The sequence below is a fragment of the Citrobacter sp. LJND-P06 genome (assembly GCF_058188415.1).
Genome location: NZ_CP187317.1, coordinates 1,268,907 through 1,293,549, shown reverse-complemented (window position 1 = coordinate 1,293,549; position 24,643 = coordinate 1,268,907). Strand labels below are relative to the sequence as shown.

The following is a 24,643-nucleotide window of genomic DNA, read 5'->3' as shown; positions in this document are numbered from 1 at the left end:
TTGCCGGATGGCGACTTCGCCTTATCCGGCCTACGGGGTCTGGCTTTGTAGGCCTGATAAGCGAAGCGCCACTACCTCCACTCCCGCATCCGCTGGTGCAGCGTCAGCGACGGTTTCTCAGCAAACAGGTGCTGATAATCGGTGGCAAATTGCCCCAAATGCCAGAACCCCCACTGCATCGCGGCGTCTTTCACCGTGACGTTTTGCGACCAGGGGCTTATCAACTCACGACGCACCGCATTCAGACGGATCCTCTTCAACCACGCGTTCGGCCCAATGCCTAAAATCGCGTGAAAGGCGTTTTGCAGCGTACGACGGCTCACATGCAGTTGATTGCACAAATCCAGGACGGTCAGCGGCTCTGACATATTTTCCATCACATAGTCCCGCGCGCGCGACAGTAACCGTCGATAGCTCTGATGGCTGATGCTCTCCGCCGTGATGATCGGCTGCGCTTCTTCCAGCATCGTCCCCATCGCCAACAACAAATTATCCCGCAGCACTTTACGCACAGCGGGCTGATGCAGATGGCCAGGATTCTCGCTAAAGGTCGCCAGCGCCTGCTGTACGAACCCCCACAGCGCCGCTTTATGCTGTTCTTTTACCTCCAGCGCTGACTGGTTGCGCAGCATATGCAGCACCCGTTCCGGGTTATGTAAAAAGTTCGCATGTTGTGTAATGGCCTCTTCGGAAATGACCACCCCAAGAATGGTGTAATCATCCGGCGTGCTCAATTCAAATTCGGTTCCCCCCGGGCGGGTTGCGATCTCCGCGCTGCCAATGCACTGCGACCCAATAAATCCCTGTTCGCCGCGTGTCGCCGGAATACCAAACCAAAATGAGTTTGGCCAGACCAGACAAGACTGGCGTAACGCCAGACCGGTGTATTCACGGAATACCTGAATATCATCCAGCAGGATTTCCGTGAACTCGCCATGAAATTTGCCAGGATTTAGCTGATCATAGATCTGCTGCCAGGCAGTAATCGTCAGGGCGTGTTCATAAACATCCGTTGTCCGTCGCTGGTGAACCGCGTCCACCTCGACCTTCGGCGTAAAGTTAACGTCTTCGGGCAACGCTTCATGATAAAGATGATGCAAGTTTGCTGTACGGGTCTTTTTCATGATCTTTTGAGCCGGGAACTTCACAGAAGCCCCCGGCGCCTCCGACAGGTTATTCGTTCTTCAGACGATAGCGACTACTGCGTTTACGCAACGTCCCATCAGAAAAGAGCTGCTCCAGCGCGTTTCTGGCTTTTTCAAGTGGCCAGCCAAAGTGCGCCGCCACCTCCCCTGCCGTCATTCCCTGACGTATTGTTGCCAACTGCGCCAGCAATTCCTCCAGTGATTCAGACGCCACCGGCTCATCTGGCGTCTGTTTCGGTTTCACAGAGGGTGTTGGCTGGCGCTTAAAACTGCCGATCAGCCACTGGGTGTCATCATCTGGCCGCCCGATTTCCTTGCGGCTAATAACACGGCCTGTACGCTGTGCGGCAGCGCATCCGGCATCCAGCGCCGCGCGACACGCCGCTAAATCCCCCTCAACCACCAGCGTAAGCCTGCCAGGATCGAGCACTTCGTGACTGAGCAGACGCACGTTGGCGGCTTTCAGCATGGCATCCGCAGCATCAACCGCGGCGACCATGCCCTCCACTTCCAGTAATCCCAGTGCATTGATCATGGAAACCTCCCTTACGCGCGCTGTACTGGATTACGGGCAATATCCAGAACCGCATCGGCAAACGCGTTGCAGGCAGCTTTACAGGCAGCCTGGCTACCGGTCAGAAACGCCGCTGAATAGTTGGTTTCTGACGGCGGCGGCACGTAGGTCACCAGTTGTACATCGGCAGATTTCAGCGCCGCATCAATCCCAAATGTCGCTTCCAGCGGTGGCGCCACCAGATAGGCCATCGGATCACCGAGTCGACACCCGGCTGTCGCCGAGAGATACGAGCCGGTACGCGACACTACATGCGCAAGAAACGCGGTGTTTTCGGCATCGTTCGCCCACTGGAATGCGGCTCCACTTTCGATGTTGGCGACCATCGCATCCAGACCGGCGCGCACTTCCGCCGGATTCGGGCCGCCCAGCATGATCATCACTTCACCGGCCGTCGGTGACGGGCCATGTGCGGCGCCCGCATACAACGAACGACCGAACACCACTTCGACCATGGCCTGTTTAGTGGCTTCATCTGCGGCAATATATGCCACATCGTCAGAGTCTGCAGTGATGAGTCCGAGACTACGGATATGTGGCGGTAATTTAAGTTCCCGTGCAAACTCAGCGTTAACGGAGGCAATCACACGCATGGCGGTGACCGAGGGTCGAATTAAATCTAATGCTGGCATGATGTCTCCTTAACGGGTCATGTTGATGCCGGACGCTTTCTGCTCCAGCATACGTTTTGCCAAATCTACAATCACAGCGGCCGCTTCAACCGGCGGTGTGCCACCCTGGTGAATGTTGGAAATACAGGTACGGTCAGCCTCAACGGTCGTTGCCACGCGCGGTGAATAAACGGCGTAGCAGGAGAGACTTTCCGACTGCCCCAGCCCCGGACGCTCGCCGACCAGCAGAATCACCACTTTCGCGCCGAGAATTTCGCCAATCTGATCTTCGATCTTCACACGGCCATAGCGCACAAAGAACGGCGTGCCGACCTTCAGACCCGCCTGGTTTAACCCGGCCAGCAGCGGCGGCAGGATCTCTTCATAGTTGGCGGTAATGGCGTCGGTAGACAGGCCATCGGAAACCACCACCTGCACGTCCGGATTCGCCAGACACTGCGCCTTCAGCGCGTCAATGGCCTCCGGGCTCAGGCGACGGCCCATGTCCGGGCGAGTCAGGTACAGGTTTTTGTCGCTAATTTCTGAACGCACTTCCAGCAGACCCTGCGCTTTCACCCACTCTTCCGGCACCTCTTTCAGGACGGTATCTTTCGAGCGTGAGTGGTCAGCCAGGAAACGCAGCAGCGCCTGGGTACGCGGGCGTGGGCCTGCACGACCGGTGCAGACGCGCGCAGCGGTACTGCGACGCAGCTCCGTCAGCACATCAGCGCGGTTGGGGTTCTCAACGCCAATCCAGGCTTTAGCTTCGGCTGAACCCAAGTCCATTGAGCAGCTTTCCACCGCAGAGGAGGCTGCACATTGCGTTGTGCTGCATTGCGCTTGTGGCAACGGCGCGGATGCCTGTGGCTGGGGTTGTCCCATTGACGCCATTACGCTGCGTACAATTTCTTCAATCTGTTTTTGATCCATCGTGTGTCATCCCCGCGTCATCAGAAGAACAGTGACGGATCGCCCGCCCGTTTGGTCAGGCGACCGTTTGCCATAATGCCCATGGTTTCCAGCCAGCGTTCAAACTCTGGCGACGGGCGCAGATTCAGCAACTGGCGCACGGTCGCGGTATCGTGGAACGCGGTGGTCTGATAGTTGAGCATGATGTCGTCACCGAGCGGCATGCCCATGATGTAGTTGCAGCCCGCGGTGGCGAGCAGAATCATCAGGTTTTCGTTGAGGTTCTGGTCAGCATCGGCATGGTTGGTGTAGCAGCAGTCGCAGCCCATCGAGATGCCGCTCAGCTTGCCCATAAAGTGATCTTCCAGACCGGCGCGGATAATCTGGCGGTCATTGTAGAGATACTCCGGCCCGATAAAGCCCACCACCGTGTTGACGAGGAACGGATCGTAATGGCGCGCCAGACCGTAGTTACGCGCTTCCATCGTCACCTGATCGGCGCCAAAGTTCGCCCCTGCTGACAGCGCGGAACCCTGCCCGGTTTCAAAGTACAGGCAGTTTTCCCCGGCAATACGGTTGAACTCAGCGCCAACAGCACGCGCTTCATCCAGCATCGCCAGCTCCACGCCAAACTCTTTCAGACCTTTTTCACTGCCGCAAATACTCTGGAAAATCAGCCCGCCCGGCGCACCGCGACGAATGGCTTCAATCTGGGTGGTGACGTGCGCCAGCACACAGCCCTGGGTTGGAATGTTGAACTTGTCGATAACCCCGTAAACGGTGTCCAGCACGCGGCTTAAGTTATCCACGTCGTCCGTTACCGGGTTAACGCCGATCACCGCATCGCCCGCACCGAAGGAAAGTCCTTCATAGATTTGCGCCGCGATACTCTGCACATCATCGCGGGTATCGTTCGGCTGTAAACGGCAACTAAAGGTGCCCGGCAGACCAATAGTGGTGTTGGCCTTTTTGATAACCGGCATCTTCTTGCCGCCGTAGATCAGGTCAGCGTTCGAGCAGATTTTGGCGACCGCCGCCACCACTTCCGAAGTCAGGCCTTTACGCGTGAAGGCAATATCATCAACGGAAGTTTCATCGCTCAGCACGTATTCGCGCAGCTCGCTGATGCTCCAGTTTTTAATGCGGTTATAGGCCGTTTCGTTGACGTCGTCCTGAATCAGACGCGTAACGCAATCCTCCTCATAGGAAATCACCGGGTTGTTGCGGACATCCGCTACCGTCATTTCCGACAACACCTGTTTCGCAGCAACACGCTCTTGCGAGCTTTCTGCGGCAACCCCTGCCAGCACATCCCCCGAACGCAGTTCGTTGGCTTTTGCCAGCACCTCTTTTACATCCTTAAACTGATAAACATTGCCGAACAATGTGGTCTTTAGTTTCATAAGTCGTTCCCTCAGGAAGGAAATGCGAGTGATTTCACCGTCACCGGCACAACCGATCCGCCAAAAAGAGGCGTACCAATGTCGATATAGTCCCCCGCCCGAACGATCACTTCATCAATGACCGCCAGCGGGTGTTGCTGTAACTGTGGGCGTAACAGCATGCCCAGGGCTTTACCAAAGTCCTGCTCGGCCACCACCAGCAGGGGATGCGGATTCGGAAAACGCGCGACGAACGCTAACAGCGCGTCGATGACCGTGAGTAATGCGGCGTAACGCACCGGCAGCGAGGCGGGAAGCGCCAGTACATACGCGTCAGTTTGCGGGCAGAGGTCGAGCTGAATCAGCGCCTGATGCCAGGCGTTGACCAGACTGGATTCATCTACAGGAATGGCCACCGGCAGATTGCGCAGCGGCAGCGCAACGCCCTCCAGCCATATCGTGCTGCCCGAGAGCGACAGCGTGTGGGCCCCCGCGCCGATAACCGTGGCGCGCACGGTTTGCGCCGGGAACTGCACGTTCATCTCACGCAAGCGCGGATGTTCATGCAGCGCCATTGCCAGTAGCGGCCCAATATCAGAAAAACAGAATGAATCGGCAGGTTGGTTGCGATAGCACTCCCCCACACCGCCGGAAAGCGTAATGACGTCAGGCTGCATGTCTGCGGGCAGCAGCCCGGTTTGCATCAGCGCCTGCGCCAGCGGTGAGAGCGTACCGTCGATAACCTCGACGATAAGATCGGCCATCCGCTGCGCCACCTGCCCCAGTTGTGCGAGCGTCAGCGCACGGGCATCTGTTCCTGCGCCAAAAACCGCATCAACAATCTGTTGCCCCGGCTGATGCGCCCAGGTAACACGTCCCTGGCTGTTGGTTTCCAGCAGTCTGCCGCCCACGTTCAGACAGGCGGTTCCACTCACTTTCCCGGCGTCGAACAGCGCGTAGTTCGACGTACCGCCACCAATATCGATGTTCAATACGCGACACAAACGCTGCTCAGACAGGGTTTGCGCACCGGCCCCGTGACCGGCAATCACCGATTCCAGATGCGGCCCGGCGCTGGCGACGACAAAGTCGCCGAGAGATTGGGAAAGGGTCATCACCGCCGGGCGAGCGTTACGGGTTTTCGCGCTCTCGCCGGTGATGATGATAGCCCCGGAATCCACTGACTCCGGGGCAATGCCTGCGGCCTGATACTGGGCCAGAATCAGCGCCTTCAGTTCGGCTTCCTGTAACCCGCCCTGCTTATCGACGGGGGTAAAGAAGACCGGGCTTTGCCAGCTAATTTCGCGTTTGATGAATTCGTAACGCGGCACCTGCGACACTGCCGCACGGTTAACCAGCTCAAGGCGCGAGAAGATCACCTGAGTGGTGGTGGTGCCGATATCGATACCGACGCTCAGTAGCTGGCGAGTTTTCACGATTGCGCCTCCACTTCGGTTTTAACCGCTGTCGGGTCATCTTTTGGCACCAGCAGCATCGCTACGCCAATCGCCGTCACACCGCCAATCAGCTTGCCGACAATCATCGGGAAGATCATGGCGTTCATGTTTGCGGCCGCGAAACCTAAGTGGTCACCAAGGGCGAACGCGGCGGAGACCGCAAACGCACAGTTAATCACTTTGCCGCGGGTATCCATCTGCTTCATCATGCCGAACATCGGAATGTTGTTCGCCAGCGTCGCCACCATACCTGCCGCAGCAATATTGTTGATTTTCAGCAGATTGCCGACACTCATCAGCGGTTTTTCAAACCAGCGGGTCAACAGCAGCACCATCGGATAAGCGCCGAGCAGTACACAGGAGATGGAACCGATAACTTCAATGGCGCGCATCACTTCGCCAGGTTTGTCGCCAGGGGCCATAAAGATAGGATCAAGCCCCGGGATCAGCTCCCAGCCCAGCAGGAATTTCACCACCGCCGCCGCCAGACCGATCGTTATCAGCGCTACGAGGAATTTGGCGAAGATCTGGAAACCGTTGATCATTTTTTCCGGGATAAATTTCAGCCCCAGCGCTACCAGCACCGCCACAATCAATACCGGGATCATGTTCATCAGGATCAGCGCGAAGGTGAACTCTACCGGCTGGCCGTTGATCTCCACGCCGGAGTACATGGCAATCAACCCTCCGGCGATACAGCCGACAGGGATGGTGACAATACCGGCCAGCACGCCGAGTGCCAGATAACGACGGTCAGACGGTTCGATAATGCCAAGCGCCACCGGAATAGAGAAAACCAGCGTCGGCCCCATCATCGAGCCGAGAATTAAACCTGAGTATAGCCACGCCGCCACATCGCCGCCCGCCAGCTCTTTGGCGAGGAAGAAGCCGCCCATATCGCAGGCCAACAGCGTACCGGCGAACATTGACGGGTTGGCACCCAGCATTTCGTACAACGGGATAATCACCGGCCCCAGCACATGCGCCATAACCGGCGCCAGCGCGGTCATACCGACCATCGCCAGGCCCAGCGCACCCATTGCCATAAACCCTTCTTCAAACTGACCGCCGGAACCCTCAATACTCTTACCGAACTTACCGAGGAAGCGTTCAGAGCCACCAAACTGCGACAGGATCCTGTCCACGGCGGCAATCAGCATAAAGAACATCATGATGTACATGATGATTTCGTTAATTCCCATAGCCTTGTCTCCATTTGCCAGGGTTTTCGTAGGCCTGATAAGCGCAGCGCCATCAGGCAATGATGCCGCGTTTTGCCGGATGGCGGCGCGAACGCCTTATCTGGCCTACGTCCTGGTATGCTTTTATTGTGCCGCCGCGTACAGTTCGATAATCTGTTCCTGCGTGGCGGTTCGTGGGTTGCTGCTGATACAAATATCCTCCAGCGCGGCCTGCGCCCATGCGCTGTAATGCGAAGGCTGCGCGCCGACGTCGGCGAGACGTTGGGTCTGACCAACTTCAGTAATCAGTTCACTCACTGCATTGATCGCGTCGCGATCGTCTGATTTCTTATGGGTTAATGCCCGTCCGATATGGCTAAATCGTTCACGACACACCATGCGGTTAAATCCCATCACCGTGGGCAACAGCATGGCGTTCGCTTGCCCGTGCGGAATATGCAGCGTCGCACCCGGCTGATGCGCCATCGCATGACACAGCCCCAGCCCCGCGCTGGAAAACGCCATTCCGGCCATACAGGAGGCGAGCAGCATGCTCTCCCGCGCGGCCAGATCGTGACCATTGCCGACCGCTTTCGGCAGTGATTTACCGATCATCGCAATCGCGCCAATCGCCAGACTGTCGGTAAACGGCGTGGCGTTCAGCGCACTGTAGGCCTCAACCGCGTGCGTCAACGCGTCGATCCCGGTCATCGCGGTCACGTGTGACGGAATGCCTTCCGTCAGCGCGGCATCCAGAATCGCCACATCCGGCATCATAAAAGCATGTGCCAGCACCTGTTTACGCCCGGTGACCGCATCAATGATGACCGTCACGTTCGTCGTTTCCGACCCGGTTCCTGCCGTCGTCGGCACCGCAATCAGCGGCAACCGCGGACGCAATGCGCTTTGCGCGGTCATGTCTGCCAGCGGTTGTGTCGGGTTTGTGACCAGCAGAGCGACCGCTTTCGCCGCATCCAGCACCGAACCGCCACCAAATGCCACCACGCCGTCGCACTTTGACTCACGCAGTTGCGCCACTGCCGCACAAACATCCGTAATGCACGGCTCGCCGACCGGACAGGGCCAGAGCGTGATTGCCACGCCTTTCATCGCCAGGCTACGCGTGAGCGCGGCCGTCATTCCGGCCTGATGCAGGAAACTGTCGACCATCACAAACAGATGCGTCAGCCCGCGCGTTTGCGCTTCCTGCCCACAGGCGCTGAGCGCACCCAGACCACACAACGTGACCGGGGGAACGCTGAACGTTTTCACCCGTTGTAGATTCAGGGTGTCAAAGGCCTGAAAGAGCGCCGTCTGCAATTCAGCCTGCATGGATCCCCTCCGCTTTCTCTTTTCCGCTGTTGGCAATCGCCAGCGGCGTCATAAACAAACTGTGTTGTGGCAGATGCACCGCTAAATCTGGAAACCGCTTGCGAAACAGGTCATGAACGCCCGGCTGCATGCACGAGCCACCCGCCAGCCATAAATCAGCGATCCCATGTCCTTCGATATGGTGGGCGACAATCTCCGCCATCTTTTCGTAGACCGGCTTCACCACCGGCCAAATTTCTGCCCCGTTGCCGCGTTTGTACTGCTCCGCTTCTTCCAGTTGAATACGGCGGTTTCCGGCAAGCGTCAGGGAAATATGATGCCCGCCAGTCGCTTCATCAGCGGAGTAAGTCACCACCCCCCGCTTGACGATGGCGATCCCGGTGGTTCCTCCGCCGATATCCACGACCCCGGCGTTATCCAGTTGCAGCAGATCCGCCACCGCAGTCGGTTCGTCCAGCACATGACTGACGTCCAGACCCGCCGACTCCAGCACGTTAATCGAGATGCGCGGGTCGGTGCCCGGCGGAAACGAGGTTGCCGCATGGGTAAACCGGCAGCCAAGCTGTTGTTCAAGAGTATCGAGATGGCGACGAACAATGGTCACCGCCCCGAAAAAGTCCCAGACGATGCCGTCACGCACCACGTCGGCCCAATCGAGGCAGACCGCCACCGGGTTTCCGTCGCTGTCGACAACCATCGACACCACATCGCAGGTGCCCAAATCAACGCCCAGCCACAGCGCGGAATCGCTCTTTGCCGGTGTCTGATTGCACAGCGCTGCGGCTTTTTGCAAACGTGGGGTAAGCCATTGTTGTTCGTCGTGCGCCATCTCTTTTTTCTCCGTTCAGCCTGATGGGCAGGTACTTAAACGATGCGAAACGCATCCACTAACACACAGCGACGCAGACGCACGAATGTGCGCGCACTGGTCACCCCTTCCCCGGTTGGCGTGGTAATGGTCATGGTGGTCCAGCCTTCGCCGCCCAGCCCCAGTCCAGCAATGCACGGCCCATTTTTGACGAAAATGCTGGTATCAATGGCATTCGCCATCCGGTTCATGTTGTCGATATTGCGCGAGTGCATCGCCGCCGTATGGTGACAACCCCCTTCAAGCGTGACCGCCAGCGCAATGGCTTCGTCAACGTTCGCCACCCGTACTACCGGCAATACCGGCATCATCAGTTCGGTGACGGCAAACGGGTGAGTAGCCGGCGTTTCGACGAATAACAGGCGCGTTTGCTCTGGCACATTCAGGCCAATCGCAGCAGCAATTTTCCCGGCGTCACGTCCCACCCAGTCACGGCTAACCGTGCCTTTGCCGTTCTCATCAACATTTTTCAGCAGCACTGGCTGAAGCTGTTCGGCCTGGGCCGTGGTCAGTTTCACCGCCAGCTCGCTTTCCATCAGACGCATCAGCTCATCGGCGACGCTATCGACAACAATCAACACCTTCTCATCGGCACAAATGATGTTGTTGTCGAAGGATGCGCCTTTGACGATGGACTGCGCGGCGCGCGCCAGATCGGCGGTCTCATCCACCACCACCGGCGGGTTCCCCGCGCCTGCGGCAATCAGACGTTTATTGGTGTGTTTACGAGCGGCATCCACCACCGCTTCGCCGCCGGTGACGACCAGCAGGCCAATGCCCGGGTACTTAAACAGGCGCTGAGCCGTTTCGATATCGGGGTTTGCGACAGTGACCAGCAGGTTTTCCGGGCCGCCTGCCGCGACAACCGCCTGGTTGAGTAAGGTGATGGCGCGTTGCGAAACGCCTTTCGCCGCCGGGTGGGGTGCAAACACCACGCTGTTACCTGCGGCAATCAGGCTGATGGCGTTATTGATCACCGTCGCCGCCGGGTTGGTTGACGGGGTGACGGATGCCACCACGCCCCACGGTGCGTTTTCAATTAAGGTCAGGCCGTTATCGCCGGTCAGCACCTGGGGTGACAGACATTCCACACCCGGCGTGCCGCGCGCCTGCGCCACGTTTTTGGCAAATTTATCTTCTACGCGTCCCATGCCGGTTTCAGAAACCGCAAGTTCCGCTAATTCTCTGGCGTGTTTTTCGCCTGCTTCACGAATAGCGTGAATGGCCAGTTGGCGCATCGCGACGCTCTTAAGCCCCTGCTGAGCCACTTTTGCGGCGGCAACCGCGTCATCCAGGGAGGCAAAGACGCCCATTTCATGAACAGCCTGTTCAGGCTGGCTGCTGTCTTTCATTTTCAGCAACACCGCTTTGACGACCTGTTCAATATCCTGTTGATTCATGATTTTCTGCCTTATTTATGGAAGATCACCTGACCACCGGCCACCACTTCATCGACGATGCCAATCACGCACAGGTCGACAGGCGACGCTTCGCTACGATGAGCCTGGCGAGCAGAGCTGCCGCTGACCAGCAACACCCACTCCCCGTTTCCCGCCCCGATGCTGTCGATAGCAACGGCACACTGTCCGTCGGGATTTCCCTGGGAATCAATCATTTCCACCATCAACAATTTGTCATGCGCCAGGCCCTGATGGCGTACGGTACAAACGATTTGTCCTGTGACGACTGCCAGTTTCATACCCGCCTCCGTGGCATTTTCAGGTAAAACCTCCCCCTGCTCTCCAAAGAGAGCAATGCGAAAAGGAGAGAGAGTGACGCCAGCCTGTGACGTCACATGGGGTGATTACATGTCGCTGCTGTCGCCTTTGAAGCTGATCGGGAACACTTCTTCCAGATCGCCATGCGGACGCGGAATAACATGCACAGAAACCAGCTCACCAATACGTTGCGCTGCGGCGGCACCGGCGTCGGTCGCCGCTTTGCAGGCTGCCACATCGCCACGCACCATCGCAGTACACAGGCCGCCACCAATTTGCTTCACGCCCACCAGCTTCACGCGTGCCGCTTTAACCATTGCGTCAGAAGCCTCAATCAGTGCAACCAGGCCCCGGGTTTCGATCATTCCTAATGCTTCCATTGTGTTTTCCTCGTTTAAAGGGTCCAGAACGGGACCTTATACAACCAGTGTGTGCGAGGCGTTTTCACGGCTCACGTCAGTCTGACGCGGTACTGCTGCCACCAACGCCAGTTCGATAATTTCTTGCACGCTACAACCTCGGGAAAGATCGTGTAGCGGCGCGGCAAGCCCTTGAATCAATGGCCCGACGGCGCGATACCCGCCCAAACGCTGTGCGATTTTGTAACCAATGTTGCCCGCCTCCAGCGACGGGAAGACCATCACGTTGGCTTTCCCCTGTAACGGGCTGGCTGGCGCTTTTTGTGCCGCGACATCCGGCACAAACGCGGCATCAAACTGCAATTCGCCATCCACCACCAACTGCGGCGCACGTTCACGCACGATATCCGTCGCCTGTTGTACGTTGGCGACGTTGGGGTGACGGGCGCTGCCGTTGCTGGAAAATGACAGCATCGCCACGCGCGGCTCAACGCCGGTAATCGCCTGCCAGGTATCGGCGCTGGCAATGGCGATGTCCGCCAGTTGCGCCGCCGTCGGTTGCGGCACCACGCTGCAATCGGCAAACCCTAACGGCTGGCCGGTGTACTGCGGCAGCATCAGAAAAATGGACGACAGCGTTTTACAGCCCGGCTGTAAACCAATGATGCGTAACCCGGCACGCAGTACGTTCGCCGTTGACGACAGGTTGCCTGCAATACAAACATCCGCTTTACCTGCGCTGACCATCGCGGCGGCGAACATCAGCGGATCGTTGAGTTTCTCCAGCGCATCCGGCGGCGTTTTCTCTCCAGACCGCGCCAGCCAACGCTGCGCAAATTCTTCACGCATCTGCAGATTGCTGTGGGGATCAATGACGCGAAGCCCGTCCATAGCGATACGGTGTGTCAGGGAAAACTGGCGCATCTCAAACGGGCTGGCCACCAGAATCGGCTGCGCCAGACCCTGCTGTTGCAGGTAATGCGCCGCTTTCAACACGCGGACATCCAGCGCGTCCGGGAAGACCACCCGGGCAGGCGAGTTTTTTGCCAACTCACGGCAACGTTCAATGATCATTGCCACCTCCCAGTCGCTGTTGAAGTTGGCTGACAGTCTGCGGATGCTTCGCGACGCTCAGGATCATCATCACGTAAACCGTACTCGAGAGCCGGTTCAGCGCCTGCAAGATATCCGGTCGCAGTACGTCGAAGCCGCGGGTAATAAAGACCTGAGCCGCCACCACTTCCGTTTCACGCACTTTGGTGCGCAGCAGATTCAGTAATGCGGCATCGCGACCGTGGCTGGCTTCCGGCACCAGGTGATCGTGGTCAAGGTAGCGCAGCGGCTGATGAGAAAGCCGGTGCAGTTGTTCCTCACTGAGTCCCACGATGGACTGCGCCGCCAGGGGTTCGTCCATCGCGTCGGCGCGCATGAGATTGCCCAAACGCGAGCGAATGTCTGCAAGCCAGGGTTGCCACAGCTCCGGCAACTCAATTTGTAACCACACCGTCAGGGCAATGGTGCTGTCCAGCGCGGCGCGAAACCCCAGCCGTGGGTCACTTTTGGCGACCATTTTGTCTGCCGTCAGGTGGGTCAACGTGTCGGGCTTTTTCGTCACTTCCTGACGGCACAGCTCACAGCACGCCTGCGGGTGCGAGTCGCTGCTGGTCAAACCGTGTACCGGCTGCGGTTGCTGCTCGTCGTCATCGACAAACAGACTTCCTTGTTCATCCAGAAACTTAATGCGCAGGTGGCGGCTTTCCAGCAACTCCCTGGCAGATGGCGTCAGGCGAGCATCAACGGGGAGGTGAATTTCAGCCCCTTCGCTGAGCGTGTGATTCGCTCTCAGCCATGCTTCAGTAATGAAATCCTTCATACATCCGCCTTAGCAGGACTGCCAATTCGCAGGCCAGGCCACATACAGAAATTTCACGGTCGATGGCGTACCAAATTCAATGCTGGAGCCTTTCGGGATGAACATCACATCCCCGGCTTTGGCAATCATGGTTTCGCCCTGGTGACGAACGTGGAGTTCCCCTTCCAGAATCATGTCGATTTCGTCGTAATTCAGCGTCCACGGGAAGAAGGCGTTTTCCCACTGCATAAAGCCCGCAGCCATGCTGCTACCGTCTTTGTCCGTCACTAAATCCGTTAAGCCGACGCAGTGAGGTTCAGCGCCGTCAAAACGGCCAAACTTCACGCTGCTGCCGTCAATCACCTTCACACCGCCTTTGCCGGTGACAGAAGTGAAACTCGGCTGCATACCGCCTTGTTCCAGCGACTGTTTTTCCTTCATCACTTTGTCCATCAACTGCGCGACAAGGCTTTCGGTGAACTGCCCTTCCGGCAACTGGGCAATGATGGTTTCACGAATACGCTGGCTGTCCGTTTTGCCGTCATCCGCCGGAGTTGATGTCGCGGGAGTGGATGCCGCAGCGGCGACCGGAGTAGATTCGTCACATTCGGTGATTGTGACGCCCAGTAGATCCGCAACTTCGCGGGCCTCCGGGGTGATGATGCTGGCGCGCAGAACAACCGATAACGCCTGTTCGCCACGTGCGTGAGCCGCACGAATGTCATTAGCTGTGATAAGTTTTTTCACCTGCCCCTTCCTCCTGTTCGGTAAGTGCTGCCAGATAATCCACCAGATGCTGCACGCTGTTCGGATCATGCGTATTGAGTTCGAAAACGGGTTCCTGAAATCCCAATCCGCGCAGTAATTGTCGCGTTGCGGCGACGTCAGCATCCGGTACGTCTGTTTTGCTGATCACGGCGATGTGTCGTTTACTGGCACCGATATCCAACAGCCCGGCAGGTAAGCGACTTTCTTTGTCATTTGCTGCATGAACATAAATCAGCGTATCGACATCCTGCAGCGTGGTAATTAAGGCGTGATACCAGCGAGGATGGCTAAAATATTCCCCAGGGGTGTCGATATCGCCGTTTTCATTAAATTCCACGGCCTGCGTTTTTCTGGCGAGGGAATAATTTCCCTGTAATGCGTTAAAAAGCGTTGTTTTCCCCGCGCCGACGGTGCCGACAAACGCAATTCGTTTCATGGCCGCCTCTCATTAGCTTTTTGTCAGATCGCACAACGTGAAATTTAATAGGCGTCCCAGGCCGCTGACCGTCTGTAATAACGCCTCTTCGACCGCGCCGACAGACCCATAAATCACCAGCGCGCCGCTGAATCTGTCGAGAAAACCGATATGGACATCAGCCGCTTTCATGGCTAAATCACCCGCAATCATCGCGGTTTCACCTGGTGTCAGCGTCATAATGCCGATGGCTCCGGCTTCGGGAACGCCGATTTTTTTCGCCAGTTCGTCACCGGGGTGCGCAATGAGATGCGCCAGCGTGACCTGTTTTCCCGGCACAAATTCCTGAATGATGCGTTCTTTATCCATGACTCGTCGCCTGTGCTGAAACTTTCCTCATCGTGGCAATTTTTCGTCAGAGTAAATAACAAAATTCGGCAAGGTGGTTTAAAAGGTGAGATGGATCACTAAGAATGGGGAAATAAAAAAGCGCGGGAGAAACCCGCGCCTGAATTAATTAAAGCGAAATTACAGCGGTTGTGTTTGCGCTTCCACCACGGCCAGCGCCACCATATTCACAATACGGCGAACAGAGGCGATCGGCGTTAATACGTGAACCGGTTTAGAGACCCCCATCAACACAGGCCCCACCGTGACGCCTTCAGAGCTGGAGACGCGTAGTAAGTTGTAACTAATGCGGGCAGCTTCCATGTTCGGCATCACCAGAATATTGGCCGAGCCTTTCAACGGACTGTCCGGCATCCGCTCATTACGGATACTCTCCACCAACGCGGCATCCCCGTGCATTTCGCCGTCGATCATCAGATCAGGCGCGCGCGCTTTGATAAGTTCCAGCGTGGTGCGCATTTTGCCCGCGGATGGACAGTTAGAGGAACCAAAGTTGGAATGCGACAGCAGCGCCACTTTCGGTTCGATGCCAAAACGACGCACGGTTTCTGCCGCCATCAACGCAATTTCAGCCAACTCTTCCGGGCCTGGATCATCGTTGACATACGTGTCCGCAATAAAGGTGTTACCGCTTGGCAGCAGCAAGGCGTTCATCGCGCCTGCCGTATGTACGCCTTCGCGATAACCGAAGATATCCTTCACCACGCTGAAGTGTTCGTGATAGTCACCGATAGTCCCGCAGATCATCGCATCCGCTTCGCCACGCTGTACCATGATGGCGCCAATCACTGTCGTGTTACTGATCACCGCACGCTGCGCCTGCTCCTGGGTGATCCCCCGACGCTTCATTAACTGGTAGTACTCGCTCCAGTACTCTTTAAAGCGCGGATCGGATTCATTGTTGACGATCTCAAAGTCGACGCCCGCTTTGATCTGCAAACCCAGTTTTTGAATGCGCATTTCGATAACGCTTGGGCGGCCAACCAGGATCGGTTTCGCCAGCCCCAGGGTGATCAACTCCTGCGTGGCATGCAGGACTCGCGCCTCTTCCCCTTCCGTCAGCACCACGCGTTTTGGCGCTTTGCGGGCCAGAGAGAAGATAGGTTTCATGAACAGGTTGGTTTTATAAACAAACTCGGTCAGTTTATCGATGTAGGCATCAAAATCAGCAATCGGACGCGTCGCCACGCCGGAATCCATCGCCGCTTTCGCCACCGCAGGGGCGATCTTAACGATCAGACGCGGATCGAACGGTTTCGGAATAATGTAGTCCGGGCCGAAACTCAGATCCTGATCGCCATAGGCGGAAGCCACCACTTCGCTTTGCTCTGCATGCGCCAGTTCAGCAATGGCATGCACCGCTGCCAGTTTCATCTCTTCGTTGATCGCCGTAGCGCCCACATCCAGCGCGCCACGGAAGATGAACGGGAAGCACAGAACGTTGTTCACCTGGTTTGGATAGTCAGAACGACCGGTACAGATAATGGCGTCCGAACGAACCTCTTTCGCCAGCGGCGGCAGGATTTCAGGTTCCGGGTTAGCCAGCGCCAGAATCATCGGCGCGCGCGCCATTTTCTTCACCATCTCAGGGGTGAGAACTTTTGGCCCTGAGCAGCCGAGGAAAATGTCTGCCCCGTCAATCACATCATCCAGCGTACGTTTGCCGTCATCTTCCACCGCGTAAGCCGCTTTGGTTTCTGCCATGTTCGGTTCGCGGTCTTTGTAGATAACGCCTTTCGAGTCGCAGACGACAATGTTGTGCTTCTGCATCCCGAGCGCCACCAGCAGATTCATACAGGCGATCGCCGCCGCGCCTGCACCGGAGACCACCATGCGCACGTCAGAGATGTTTTTCTCTACCACGCGCAGGCCATTCAGAATGGCGGCGGTACTGATGATCGCAGTACCGTGTTGATCGTCGTGGAATACCGGAATATTCATGCGCTCGCGCAGTTTTTGCTCAATATAGAAACATTCGGGCGCTTTGATGTCTTCCAGGTTAATGCCGCCAAACGTCGGTTCAAGCGCGGCGACGACATTGATAAATTTATCCGGGTCGAGTTCATCCACTTCAATGTCGAAGACATCAATACCGGCAAACTTTTTAAACAGAACGCCTTTGCCTTCCATGACCGGTTTACCTGCCAGGGCGCCGATGTTGCCGAGGCCAAGTACCGCCGTACCGTTGGAGATCACCGCGACCAGGTTGCCGCGCGCGGTGTATTTGTAGGCGGCCAGCGGATCCTTTGCAATTTCAAGACAGGGAGCCGCCACGCCTGGCGAGTAGGCCAGAGCGAGATCGCGCTGGGTGGCCAGGGGTTTGGTCGGGGACACCTGGATTTTACCCGGCACAGGGAATTCGTGGAAATCAAGAGCGCTTTGTTTTAACTGGTCATCCATTTGTTGTTCCTTTCACGTATCGATCAAAAAAGTGGTGCGGTTCAACTGAGCCGCACATTATCGCCTTACTGGGCGGCACAAACTTTGAACGTCCCCAAACTCTCACTACTCAAAGAAAGAATTTGTTATCAATTTATAACTGTCATGTTACCTGCTTAAACCAGCAATACCATGCCCGTCTGCTATGCTTTTTTGTGATATACCCCATGAATTTCTCAGAAGTGTGAATCACAGCACTCAGCTAACACTTTACTTTTCAAGGAGTATTTCTTATGAACCAGTTAGACGGCATCAAACAATTCACGACTGTCGTGGCCGACAGTGGTGATATTGAGTCTATTCGTCATTACCACCCCCAGGATGCCACCACCAACCCCTCGCTGCTGCTAAAGGCCGCCGGGCTTGCACAGTACGGTCATCTGGTTGACGACGCGGTTGTCTGGGGCAAACATCACGGGAAAACCCAGCGTGAGCAGGTGTCAGAAGCCTGCGACAAACTGGCGGTCAATTTCGGTACGGAAATTCTGAACAGCATTCCCGGTCGCGTGTCGACCGAAGTGGATGCGCGTCTCTCTTTCGATAAAGAGAGGAGCATCCAGAAAGCGCGCCATCTGGTCGATCTTTATCAACAACAAGGTGTTGAAAAGTCGCGGATCCTTATCAAGCTGGCTTCAACCTGGGAAGGCATTCGTGCCGCAGAACGGCTTGAAAAAGAGGGGATCAACTGCAACCTGACGCTGCTGTTTTCATTTGCTCAGGCACGCGCCTGCGCCGAAGCGGGCGTGTTTCTGATCTCGCCCTTTGTCGGTCGTATTTACGACTGGTATCAGGCGCGCAGTCCGATGGATCCGTACCTGGTCGATGAAGATCCGGGCGTGAAATCAGTACGTAACATCTACGACTACTTCAAGCAGCATCGCTATGACACCATCGTCATGGGCGCCAGCTTCCGTCGCACCGAACAAATTCTGGCGCTGACCGGCTGTGACCGCCTGACTATCGCCCCTAACCTGCTAAAAGCGCTACAGGATAACGAGGAGCCGGTTGTCCGCAAACTGGTGCCATCTTCCCAGGCGCTCCCCCACCCAGCGCCAATGACGGAAGCGGAATTCCGCTGGGAACACAATCAGGACGCGATGGCAGTCGAAAAATTATCGGACGGCATTCGTCTGTTCGCCGTTGACCAACGCAAACTGGAAGACCTGCTTGCTGCCAAACTGTAAACCTTGCCACGGAGTGAGTTATGACCCGTAAAGATCTTGCCAATGCTGTTCGTGCGCTGAGTATGGATGCCGTGCAAAAAGCCAATTCCGGGCATCCCGGTGCGCCAATGGGGATGGCCGATATTGCCGAAGTGCTGTGGAATGATTTTCTCCGCCACAATCCGGCCGACCCCGGCTGGCACGATCGTGACCGCTTTATTTTGTCCAACGGTCACGCGTCCATGCTGCTGTACAGCCTTCTGCATCTTTCCGGGTACGACCTGCCGTTAGAAGAGTTAAAAAATTTCCGCCAGTTACACTCAAAAACGCCGGGACACCCGGAGATTGGCTATACGCCGGGGGTAGAAACCACCACAGGGCCGCTGGGCCAGGGCTTAGCCAATGCCGTCGGGATGGCTGTCGCCGAGCGTACGCTGGCGGCGCAGTTTAATCAGCCCGGTCATGAGATTGTCGATCACTTCACCTATGTGTTTATGGGCGACGGTTGCCTGATGGAAGGGATCTCCCACGAGGCATGTTCGCTGGCGGGCACGTTGGGGCTGGGCAAACTGATCGGTTTTTACGATCACAACGGCATTTCCATTGATGGCGAAACCAAAGGCTGGTTTACCGATGACACGGCAAAACGCTTCGAAGCGTACCACTGGCATGTGGTGGAGGAGATAGACGGCCATGATCCTGATGCGGTGAAAAAAGCGATTTTGCAAGCGCAGAGCGTAAAAGATAAACCGTCGCTGATTCTTTGCCGGACGGTGATTGGCTTTGGCTCGCCGAACAAGGCTGGCAAGGAAGAGGCGCACGGCGCGCCGCTTGGTCAGGAAGAAGTGGCATTGTCTCGCCAGAAACTGGGCTGGCATCATCCAGCCTTTGAGATCCCTAAAGAGATTTATCAGGCCTGGGATGCCCATGAAAAAGGCGGGAAAACGCAGCAGGCGTGGCAAGAGAAGTTCGCCGCCTATGCCAAAGCCCATCCCGATTTGGCGGCAGAGTTTACTCGTCGAATGAATGGCGACTTGCCCAAATCCTGGGAAAAGACCACCCAGAAATATATCGCCGAACTCCAGTCGAATCCGGCTAAAATCGCTACCCGTAAGGCCTCGCAGAACACCCTGAATGTCTACGGCCCACTGCTGCCGGAGCTGCTCGGTGGGTCTGCCGATCTCGCCCCCAGCAACCTGACCATCTGGAAAGGTTCCACTTCATTGACTGAGGATCTGGCCGGAAACTATATCCACTACGGCGTACGCGAATTCGGCATGACCGCCATTGCCAACGGCATTGCCCATCACGGCGGATTCTTACCTTATACCGCCACCTTCCTGATGTTTGTTGAATATGCCCGCAACGCAGCCCGAATGGCGGCGCTAATGAAAGCCCGGCAAATCATGGTCTATACCCATGACTCTATCGGCCTGGGCGAAGACGGCCCGACGCACCAGGCGGTGGAGCAGTTAGCGAGCCTGCGACTGACGCCAAACTTCAGCACCTGGCGACCGTGCGATCAGGTCGAAGCGGCAGTCGGCTGGAAACTGGCGGTTGAGCGTCGTACCGGCCCGACGGCGCTGATCCTCTCCCGCCAGAACCTGGCTCAGATTGAGCGCACACCCGAGCAGGTCAAAGACATTGCCCGCGGCGGGTATGTGTTGAAAGACAGCGGAGGAAAACCGGATGTTATCCTGATAGCGACCGGCTCCGAAATGGAGATAACGCTACAGGCCGCAGAAAAACTGACCGGAGAAGGCCGCAATGTGCGCGTTGTTTCCCTCCCTTCGACGGATATTTTCGACGCGCAGGATGAGGCGTACCGGGAATCGGTTTTACCCTCGAACGTCAACGCACGCGTGGCTATCGAGGCGGGAATTGCCGACTACTGGTACAAATATGTCGGGCTGAAAGGGGCTATCGTCGGGATGACCGGTTACGGGGAATCGGCTCCAGCAGAGAAGCTGTTCCCTTATTTCGGCTTTACGGTTGAGAACATTGTGGAGAAAGCACACAAGGTTTTGAACGCCTGATGCATGCAACGCCGGATGACGCGCTAACGCGTCTTATCCGGCCTACAGATAGCTTTTCGTAGGTCGGATAAGACGCAGTCGCCATCCGACAGAAAATTAACGCGTGATCCACAGTGTGGGCCACGCGTCTGGCCCATGCCAGTTGTCGCAGCTTGGCTCCTGGGCATAGCGCACCAGACGAAAACGCTGGCCGTCAAAACGCCAGCGGGTCTGAATGCCGCAGTCGGTTAATCCCCGCCCTTTTGCCAGCGTCACCAGCTCACGCGATTTTTCATCAAACGTGGCGTTCATCAGTTCCATGTCATTACTTTCCGCACCGGAATTAAACGGCAGGCGTAGACGCAGCGATCGGGAGGTCAGCGGTTTTTTGCGCGAAACAATCCACGCCAGATCAATGGTGTTATAAGCGCCGGCCTCACAGCCTATCATCATCAGCGTTTTATCATCCGTCAGCGCGGTGACCCGAACCTCGCGACGCATCGGGTCCAGCGAACAGCGAAAACCGTTCATACGCCAGTTAGCGTACTCCAGCAGATCGTTACGTTCTTCATCAGACAGGGGGGTCGGCGTCGGGTTAATCACTGCCACCCCTTTTAGCGCAGGCGCAGGCGGCACGCTGAGCGGCGGATCGTCGCCTTTTTCAATCCATGCCGTTTCACTGCCCACCCGTTTTTGTTGAGAATCGATAAACAGTAAGGCGGCCTTTAATCCCTCCAGCGAAAGGATCTGCGGCCCTCCGCTCAGGGTAATCGCCCGGGATTCCTGAATGGTCTGCAAAAATGATGTGATAGTTGCCGCATCACCCGTCATCAGATGCCACGGTGAGATCTGCCAGTGCTGAGCGTCCAGCGTCAGCGGCTTTCCTTCCAGCAGTAAACGCGGCGCAATATCCGCTTCGTTCGCGTCGGGGGGCGTCAATCCCCCCAGATCGATACGTAAAACAGCATCCGTACGCGCGCCAGCGCTACGACTCAGGGTCATGACCAGGCCATGATGCTCACCGCTGTTTCGCGCCACGCAGAAATTTTGATTATTACAGGTCACCTGCCAGTCGGAAAACGACTGTTGTGCTGGCGCCGCCCACGTAAGCCGGGCCGCGAAAACGCTGAGCAGGAAAATGAAAATAACGCGATAGCGCATGGACGGTACGAACCCCAGAAGTCAAACAACCTACACAGTGAGTATCTTCGTTGGGGTTCCCATCCGGCTCAATCAGATTTATCGGATTACGTTAATAAATGTAAATAATTATAACATTTGTTAATCAGTCCATTAGATGCGATGACTGTAGATAATTGAGTAATAACACCGTCTTACCGTCCCGTATTTCGCCAGATTTGATCATCTCCAGCGCCTGGGTAAAAGGTAACTCCAGTACGTCGATATCTTCATCTTCTACGCCCCCACCGGCATTCGCGCGCTGGCTATCGCTGTATTCAGCAATAAAGAAGTGAATAAGCTCCGTCACCCCGCCCGGCGACATATACAGCTCAAACAGTTTCCTCACTTCCCCCACTTCATAGCCGGTTTCTTCGATTGCCTCTTTACGAATACAGGTTTCCGGCTCGTCGTTATCCAGCAAACCGGCACAGGTTTCAATCAATTGACCCGTTTCATTGCCATTAACCCAGGTGGCAACACGAAACTGGCGGATAAGAACGACCGTTTTTTTCTCCGCGTTGTACAGCAGAATTGTCGCGCCGTTTCCGCGATCGTACACCTCACGTTTGTGACGAATAACGTCACCATTTTGGCGGGTCAGATCGTAGGTGATATTGCGCAGGATGAAGTAGTTGTCAGAGAGGACTTTATCTTTGATGAGGGTAATTTTTTGCGACATACCGGCTCCACAGCGAGAAGTGAATCACCATACTACGCCGTGAAACCGGATTTGTCGTCAGCCCGACCTAGTGAGATTTGACTGATTTTATGCCTAACCAGTCAATCATCCCCTGCGCGGCATGTCGCCCTTCCGCCATTGCCGTGACCACCAGATCGGCGCCGCGTACCGCATCGCCTCCGGCGAAGATTTTCGGATTGGTGGTCTGATAACGAAAAGTGCTTTCGACGTTTGCCGCGATACGACCCCAGTCATCGACCTTCACCCCGTGCGCTTCCAGCCACGGCATACCGTGAGGATGAAAACCAAACGCCATAATGACCGCGTCCGCTGGCATGACAAATTCGCTGCCTGCGACAGGCACCGGACGGCGTCGTCCTTGCGCATCAGGTTCGCCCAATTGGGTACGCAGGAACCGTACTCCGCTCACGCGTCCTTCATCGTTGAGCACCAGATCGACCGGCTGGACGTTGAATTCGAAGTTTGCCCCTTCTTCCCTGGCGTTTTTCACCTCTTTCTTCGACCCCGGCATGTTGACTTCATCACGGCGGTAAGCACAGGTGACCTGACTTGCTCCGTGGCGCAGCGCCGTACGCACACAATCCATTGCCGTGTCGCCGCCGCCCAATACCACGACATTGAGCCCAGCGGTATCAATAAAGGGTTCATCCGGAAATTCATCAATACCCATCACGTTTTTCGTGTTAGCTATCAGGAACGGCAGCGCGTCGTAAACCCCCGGCGCATCTTCGTTCGGCAGATCGGCTTTCATGGAGCGGTAGGTTCCCACGCCCACGAAGACGGCATCGAAATCGTCCAGCAGCGCTTGAAGCGTGACCTCTTTGCCCACTTCACAATTCAGCTCAAAATGGATCCCCATTGCGCTGAAGATTTCCCGACGGCGCGCCAGCAGCGATTTATCCAGCTTGAACGCCGGGATGCCAAATGTCAGCAAACCGCCGATTTCCGGATGCCTATCGAACACCGTCGCACTCACACCATGACGCGCCAGTACATCTGCACAGGCTAAACCTGCTGGCCCCGCGCCGATGATGGCGACACGTTTGTCGACCTTCTGAACATCGCTCAGGTCGGGCCGCCAACCTTTGCTCAACGCCCGGTCGGAAATGTAACGCTCAATGTTGCCGATAGTGATTGCGCCGTGCTCGTCACGAACGGTACATGCGCCTTCACACAATCTGTCCTGAGGGCAAACGCGCCCGGTAATTTCCGGCAGGCAGTTCGTCTGGTGGGAGAGTTCCACCGCCGCGTCGATGTTTCCGGCTTTGACGAGCTCAATCCACTGCGGAATATGATTGTGCAATGGGCAAGTCCATTCGCAGATACTGTGTTCGCCGCACTTCAGGCAGCGCGACGCCTCACGCTGGGCCTGAGTCGTGCGAAATGGCAGATAAATTTCTTCAAAGGTGGTTTTTCGCGCCTCAATCGCCAGCTTGTCCGGCTCACCGCGTGGCGGTGTCGCCTGCATCTGCTCAACTTTACTGATGACGTAAGGCGTCATCCCGGTGGCCTCAGTATGCCAGGGTTGGCTTTCCTGACGTGCCGTACGCAAACGGCGCGCTTTTGACAAGCTGGCAAGCGACGACTCCGTCACCAGTTGCAACGCGTCGGCCGGGCAGTTTTCTACGCAGGCCGGGCCGCCTTCACGATCCTGACACAAATCGCATTTGTGCGCGGTGGCTTTGACCTGATCGCGGGCGACCGGCGTCAGCACAATTTGCATGGTGCCAAACGGACAGGCGACCACGCAGGATTTGCAGCCGATGCATTTCTGCTGATTCACCTGCACGCTGCTGTTGACGTGGCTTATCGCGCCGTTTGGACAGCTTCGGGCGCAGGGTGCATCTTCACAGTGGTGGCAGGTCACCGCGCTGCGCTGATGCTGATGTTTGATAACTGTAATCCTGGGTTTGTAGTGTTGTTGGTTCAGTACATGTTGCTCTGCATTGTGCGCCATCACGCAGGCGACCTCACAGGCATGGCAACCCAGGCACTGCTGGCTATTAGCCATAATAAAACGATTCATGGCGACCTTCTGTTTTGGTTGTAAAAACCTTATTCTTTATAGGAACAATGTTATTAACCGACCCAGCAAAGGTCGGCAATGTCCATTTGCCCAGGATGCACAACTATTTATCCAGAACCTGTGGCAGATCAATTTATTT

General features: G+C 56.4%; 23 protein-coding genes. 2 read left to right on the top strand and 21 right to left on the bottom strand.

What is annotated here, in order from left to right; genetic code table 11:
• Positions 1–71 precede the first annotated feature (71 nt).
• The 18 genes from eutR to maeB all read right to left on the bottom strand — a co-directional run bounded on the left by eutR (position 72) and on the right by maeB (position 17,379).
• The gene (gene eutR / locus ACO7SM_RS06200; protein WP_490470114.1) at positions 72–1,124 is read right to left on the bottom strand and encodes an HTH-type transcriptional regulator EutR; all 1,053 of its coding nucleotides are present in this window, start codon (positions 1,122–1,124) and stop codon (positions 72–74) included.
• Positions 1,125–1,173: 49 nt separating this feature from the next.
• On the bottom strand, positions 1,174–1,680 hold the full coding sequence (eutK, locus tag ACO7SM_RS06195; RefSeq protein WP_490470113.1) for an ethanolamine utilization microcompartment protein EutK: 507 nt from the start codon (positions 1,678–1,680) through the stop codon (positions 1,174–1,176).
• A gap of 11 nt (positions 1,681–1,691) precedes the next feature.
• A complete protein-coding gene (gene eutL, locus ACO7SM_RS06190; protein WP_203360482.1) occupies positions 1,692–2,351 on the bottom strand; it encodes an ethanolamine utilization microcompartment protein EutL in 660 nt (219 codons plus the stop codon).
• 9 nt (positions 2,352–2,360) lie between these two features.
• Positions 2,361–3,260 (bottom strand): ethanolamine ammonia-lyase subunit EutC, encoded by a 900-nt coding sequence (gene eutC / locus ACO7SM_RS06185; protein WP_490470112.1) that lies wholly within the window; start codon positions 3,258–3,260, stop codon positions 2,361–2,363.
• A 20-nt stretch (positions 3,261–3,280) separates the two neighbouring features.
• Positions 3,281–4,642, bottom strand: a complete 1,362-nt coding sequence (gene eutB, locus ACO7SM_RS06180; protein ID WP_192613003.1) for an ethanolamine ammonia-lyase subunit alpha — start codon at positions 4,640–4,642, stop codon at positions 3,281–3,283.
• Positions 4,643–4,653: 11 nt separating this feature from the next.
• Positions 4,654–6,057, bottom strand: coding sequence for an ethanolamine ammonia-lyase reactivating factor EutA (gene eutA, locus ACO7SM_RS06175; protein WP_490470111.1), 1,404 nt, complete (start codon positions 6,055–6,057; stop codon positions 4,654–4,656).
• The gene (gene eutH / locus ACO7SM_RS06170) at positions 6,054–7,280 is read right to left on the bottom strand and encodes an ethanolamine utilization protein EutH (protein ID WP_490470110.1); all 1,227 of its coding nucleotides are present in this window, start codon (positions 7,278–7,280) and stop codon (positions 6,054–6,056) included. The genes eutA and eutH overlap by 4 nt, the downstream gene beginning before the upstream one ends.
• A gap of 123 nt (positions 7,281–7,403) precedes the next feature.
• Positions 7,404–8,591, bottom strand: a complete 1,188-nt coding sequence (gene eutG, locus ACO7SM_RS06165) for an ethanolamine utilization ethanol dehydrogenase EutG (protein WP_490470109.1) — start codon at positions 8,589–8,591, stop codon at positions 7,404–7,406.
• Entirely contained in the window at positions 8,581–9,420 is an 840-nt protein-coding gene (eutJ, locus tag ACO7SM_RS06160) for an ethanolamine utilization protein EutJ (protein WP_490470108.1), read from the bottom strand. The genes eutG and eutJ overlap by 11 nt, the downstream gene beginning before the upstream one ends.
• Positions 9,421–9,455: 35 nt before the next feature.
• Positions 9,456–10,859 (bottom strand): aldehyde dehydrogenase family protein, encoded by a 1,404-nt coding sequence (locus tag ACO7SM_RS06155; protein ID WP_490470107.1) that lies wholly within the window; start codon positions 10,857–10,859, stop codon positions 9,456–9,458.
• Positions 10,860–10,870: 11 nt separating this feature from the next.
• Positions 10,871–11,158, bottom strand: coding sequence for an ethanolamine utilization microcompartment protein EutN (gene eutN, locus ACO7SM_RS06150; RefSeq protein WP_276294403.1), 288 nt, complete (start codon positions 11,156–11,158; stop codon positions 10,871–10,873).
• A 105-nt stretch (positions 11,159–11,263) separates the two neighbouring features.
• Positions 11,264–11,557: an ethanolamine utilization microcompartment protein EutM gene (gene eutM, locus ACO7SM_RS06145; RefSeq protein WP_135324804.1), complete on the bottom strand. Its 294-nt coding sequence runs from the start codon at positions 11,555–11,557 to the stop codon at positions 11,264–11,266.
• Between the two features lie 36 nt (positions 11,558–11,593).
• Positions 11,594–12,610 carry a phosphate acetyltransferase gene (gene pta, locus ACO7SM_RS06140; RefSeq protein ID WP_490470106.1) on the bottom strand — a complete coding sequence of 339 codons (1,017 nt, stop codon included), beginning with the start codon at positions 12,608–12,610 and terminating at the stop codon, positions 11,594–11,596.
• A complete protein-coding gene (gene eutT / locus ACO7SM_RS06135; protein ID WP_490470105.1) occupies positions 12,600–13,409 on the bottom strand; it encodes an ethanolamine utilization cob(I)yrinic acid a,c-diamide adenosyltransferase EutT in 810 nt (269 codons plus the stop codon). Before eutT ends, pta begins: the two co-directional genes overlap by 11 nt.
• 9 nt (positions 13,410–13,418) lie before the next feature.
• On the bottom strand, positions 13,419–14,135 hold the full coding sequence (gene eutQ / locus ACO7SM_RS06130) for an ethanolamine utilization acetate kinase EutQ (protein ID WP_490470104.1): 717 nt from the start codon (positions 14,133–14,135) through the stop codon (positions 13,419–13,421).
• Positions 14,113–14,592 (bottom strand): ethanolamine utilization acetate kinase EutP, encoded by a 480-nt coding sequence (eutP, locus tag ACO7SM_RS06125; protein WP_271445132.1) that lies wholly within the window; start codon positions 14,590–14,592, stop codon positions 14,113–14,115. The genes eutQ and eutP overlap by 23 nt, the downstream gene beginning before the upstream one ends.
• 12 nt (positions 14,593–14,604) lie before the next feature.
• Positions 14,605–14,940: an ethanolamine utilization microcompartment protein EutS gene (gene eutS / locus ACO7SM_RS06120; RefSeq protein WP_192613012.1), complete on the bottom strand. Its 336-nt coding sequence runs from the start codon at positions 14,938–14,940 to the stop codon at positions 14,605–14,607.
• A gap of 159 nt (positions 14,941–15,099) precedes the next feature.
• Complete coding sequence (gene maeB, locus ACO7SM_RS06115; protein WP_490470103.1) at positions 15,100–17,379, bottom strand: NADP-dependent oxaloacetate-decarboxylating malate dehydrogenase; 2,280 nt, start codon at positions 17,377–17,379, stop codon at positions 15,100–15,102.
• A 272-nt stretch (positions 17,380–17,651) separates the two neighbouring features.
• On the opposite strand from maeB, the gene tal reads away from it, so the two are divergent.
• Positions 17,652–18,602 carry a transaldolase gene (gene tal / locus ACO7SM_RS06110; protein WP_490470102.1) on the top strand — a complete coding sequence of 317 codons (951 nt, stop codon included), beginning with the start codon at positions 17,652–17,654 and terminating at the stop codon, positions 18,600–18,602.
• 20 nt (positions 18,603–18,622) lie between these two features.
• Positions 18,623–20,617 (top strand): transketolase, encoded by a 1,995-nt coding sequence (tkt, locus tag ACO7SM_RS06105; protein ID WP_490470101.1) that lies wholly within the window; start codon positions 18,623–18,625, stop codon positions 20,615–20,617.
• Between the two features lie 96 nt (positions 20,618–20,713).
• On the opposite strand, the gene ACO7SM_RS06100 is transcribed toward tkt, so the two are convergent.
• From ACO7SM_RS06100 to aegA, 3 genes are all read right to left on the bottom strand, one after another.
• A complete protein-coding gene (locus tag ACO7SM_RS06100; RefSeq protein ID WP_490470100.1) occupies positions 20,714–21,757 on the bottom strand; it encodes a DUF1176 domain-containing protein in 1,044 nt (347 codons plus the stop codon).
• A 124-nt stretch (positions 21,758–21,881) separates the two neighbouring features.
• Positions 21,882–22,457, bottom strand: coding sequence for a GDP-mannose pyrophosphatase NudK (gene nudK / locus ACO7SM_RS06095; protein WP_203360466.1), 576 nt, complete (start codon positions 22,455–22,457; stop codon positions 21,882–21,884).
• Positions 22,458–22,524: 67 nt separating this feature from the next.
• Complete coding sequence (aegA, locus tag ACO7SM_RS06090; protein ID WP_490470099.1) at positions 22,525–24,504, bottom strand: formate-dependent uric acid utilization protein AegA; 1,980 nt, start codon at positions 24,502–24,504, stop codon at positions 22,525–22,527.
• Positions 24,505–24,643: the final 139 nt, after the last annotated feature.

Coding starts and splice junctions, on each gene's coding strand:
- eutR (WP_490470114.1), bottom strand. CDS start 1,124: ATGAAAAAGACCCGTACAGCAAACTTGCATCATCTTTATCATGAAGCG.
- eutK (WP_490470113.1), bottom strand. CDS start 1,680: ATGATCAATGCACTGGGATTACTGGAAGTGGAGGGCATGGTCGCCGCG.
- eutL (WP_203360482.1), bottom strand. CDS start 2,351: ATGCCAGCATTAGATTTAATTCGACCCTCGGTCACCGCCATGCGTGTG.
- eutC (WP_490470112.1), bottom strand. CDS start 3,260: ATGGATCAAAAACAGATTGAAGAAATTGTACGCAGCGTAATGGCGTCA.
- eutB (WP_192613003.1), bottom strand. CDS start 4,642: ATGAAACTAAAGACCACATTGTTCGGCAATGTTTATCAGTTTAAGGAT.
- eutH (WP_490470110.1), bottom strand. CDS start 7,280: ATGGGAATTAACGAAATCATCATGTACATCATGATGTTCTTTATGCTG.
- eutG (WP_490470109.1), bottom strand. CDS start 8,591: ATGCAGGCTGAATTGCAGACGGCGCTCTTTCAGGCCTTTGACACCCTG.
- eutJ (WP_490470108.1), bottom strand. CDS start 9,420: ATGGCGCACGACGAACAACAATGGCTTACCCCACGTTTGCAAAAAGCC.
- ACO7SM_RS06155 (WP_490470107.1), bottom strand. CDS start 10,859: ATGAATCAACAGGATATTGAACAGGTCGTCAAAGCGGTGTTGCTGAAA.
- eutN (WP_276294403.1), bottom strand. CDS start 11,158: ATGAAACTGGCAGTCGTCACAGGACAAATCGTTTGTACCGTACGCCAT.
- eutM (WP_135324804.1), bottom strand. CDS start 11,557: ATGGAAGCATTAGGAATGATCGAAACCCGGGGCCTGGTTGCACTGATT.
- pta (WP_490470106.1), bottom strand. CDS start 12,610: ATGATCATTGAACGTTGCCGTGAGTTGGCAAAAAACTCGCCTGCCCGG.
- eutT (WP_490470105.1), bottom strand. CDS start 13,409: ATGAAGGATTTCATTACTGAAGCATGGCTGAGAGCGAATCACACGCTC.
- eutP (WP_271445132.1), bottom strand. CDS start 14,592: ATGAAACGAATTGCGTTTGTCGGCACCGTCGGCGCGGGGAAAACAACG.
- eutS (WP_192613012.1), bottom strand. CDS start 14,940: ATGGATAAAGAACGCATCATTCAGGAATTTGTGCCGGGAAAACAGGTC.
- maeB (WP_490470103.1), bottom strand. CDS start 17,379: ATGGATGACCAGTTAAAACAAAGCGCTCTTGATTTCCACGAATTCCCT.
- tal (WP_490470102.1), top strand. CDS start 17,652: ATGAACCAGTTAGACGGCATCAAACAATTCACGACTGTCGTGGCCGAC.
- tkt (WP_490470101.1), top strand. CDS start 18,623: ATGACCCGTAAAGATCTTGCCAATGCTGTTCGTGCGCTGAGTATGGAT.
- ACO7SM_RS06100 (WP_490470100.1), bottom strand. CDS start 21,757: ATGCGCTATCGCGTTATTTTCATTTTCCTGCTCAGCGTTTTCGCGGCC.
- nudK (WP_203360466.1), bottom strand. CDS start 22,457: ATGTCGCAAAAAATTACCCTCATCAAAGATAAAGTCCTCTCTGACAAC.
- aegA (WP_490470099.1), bottom strand. CDS start 24,504: ATGAATCGTTTTATTATGGCTAATAGCCAGCAGTGCCTGGGTTGCCAT.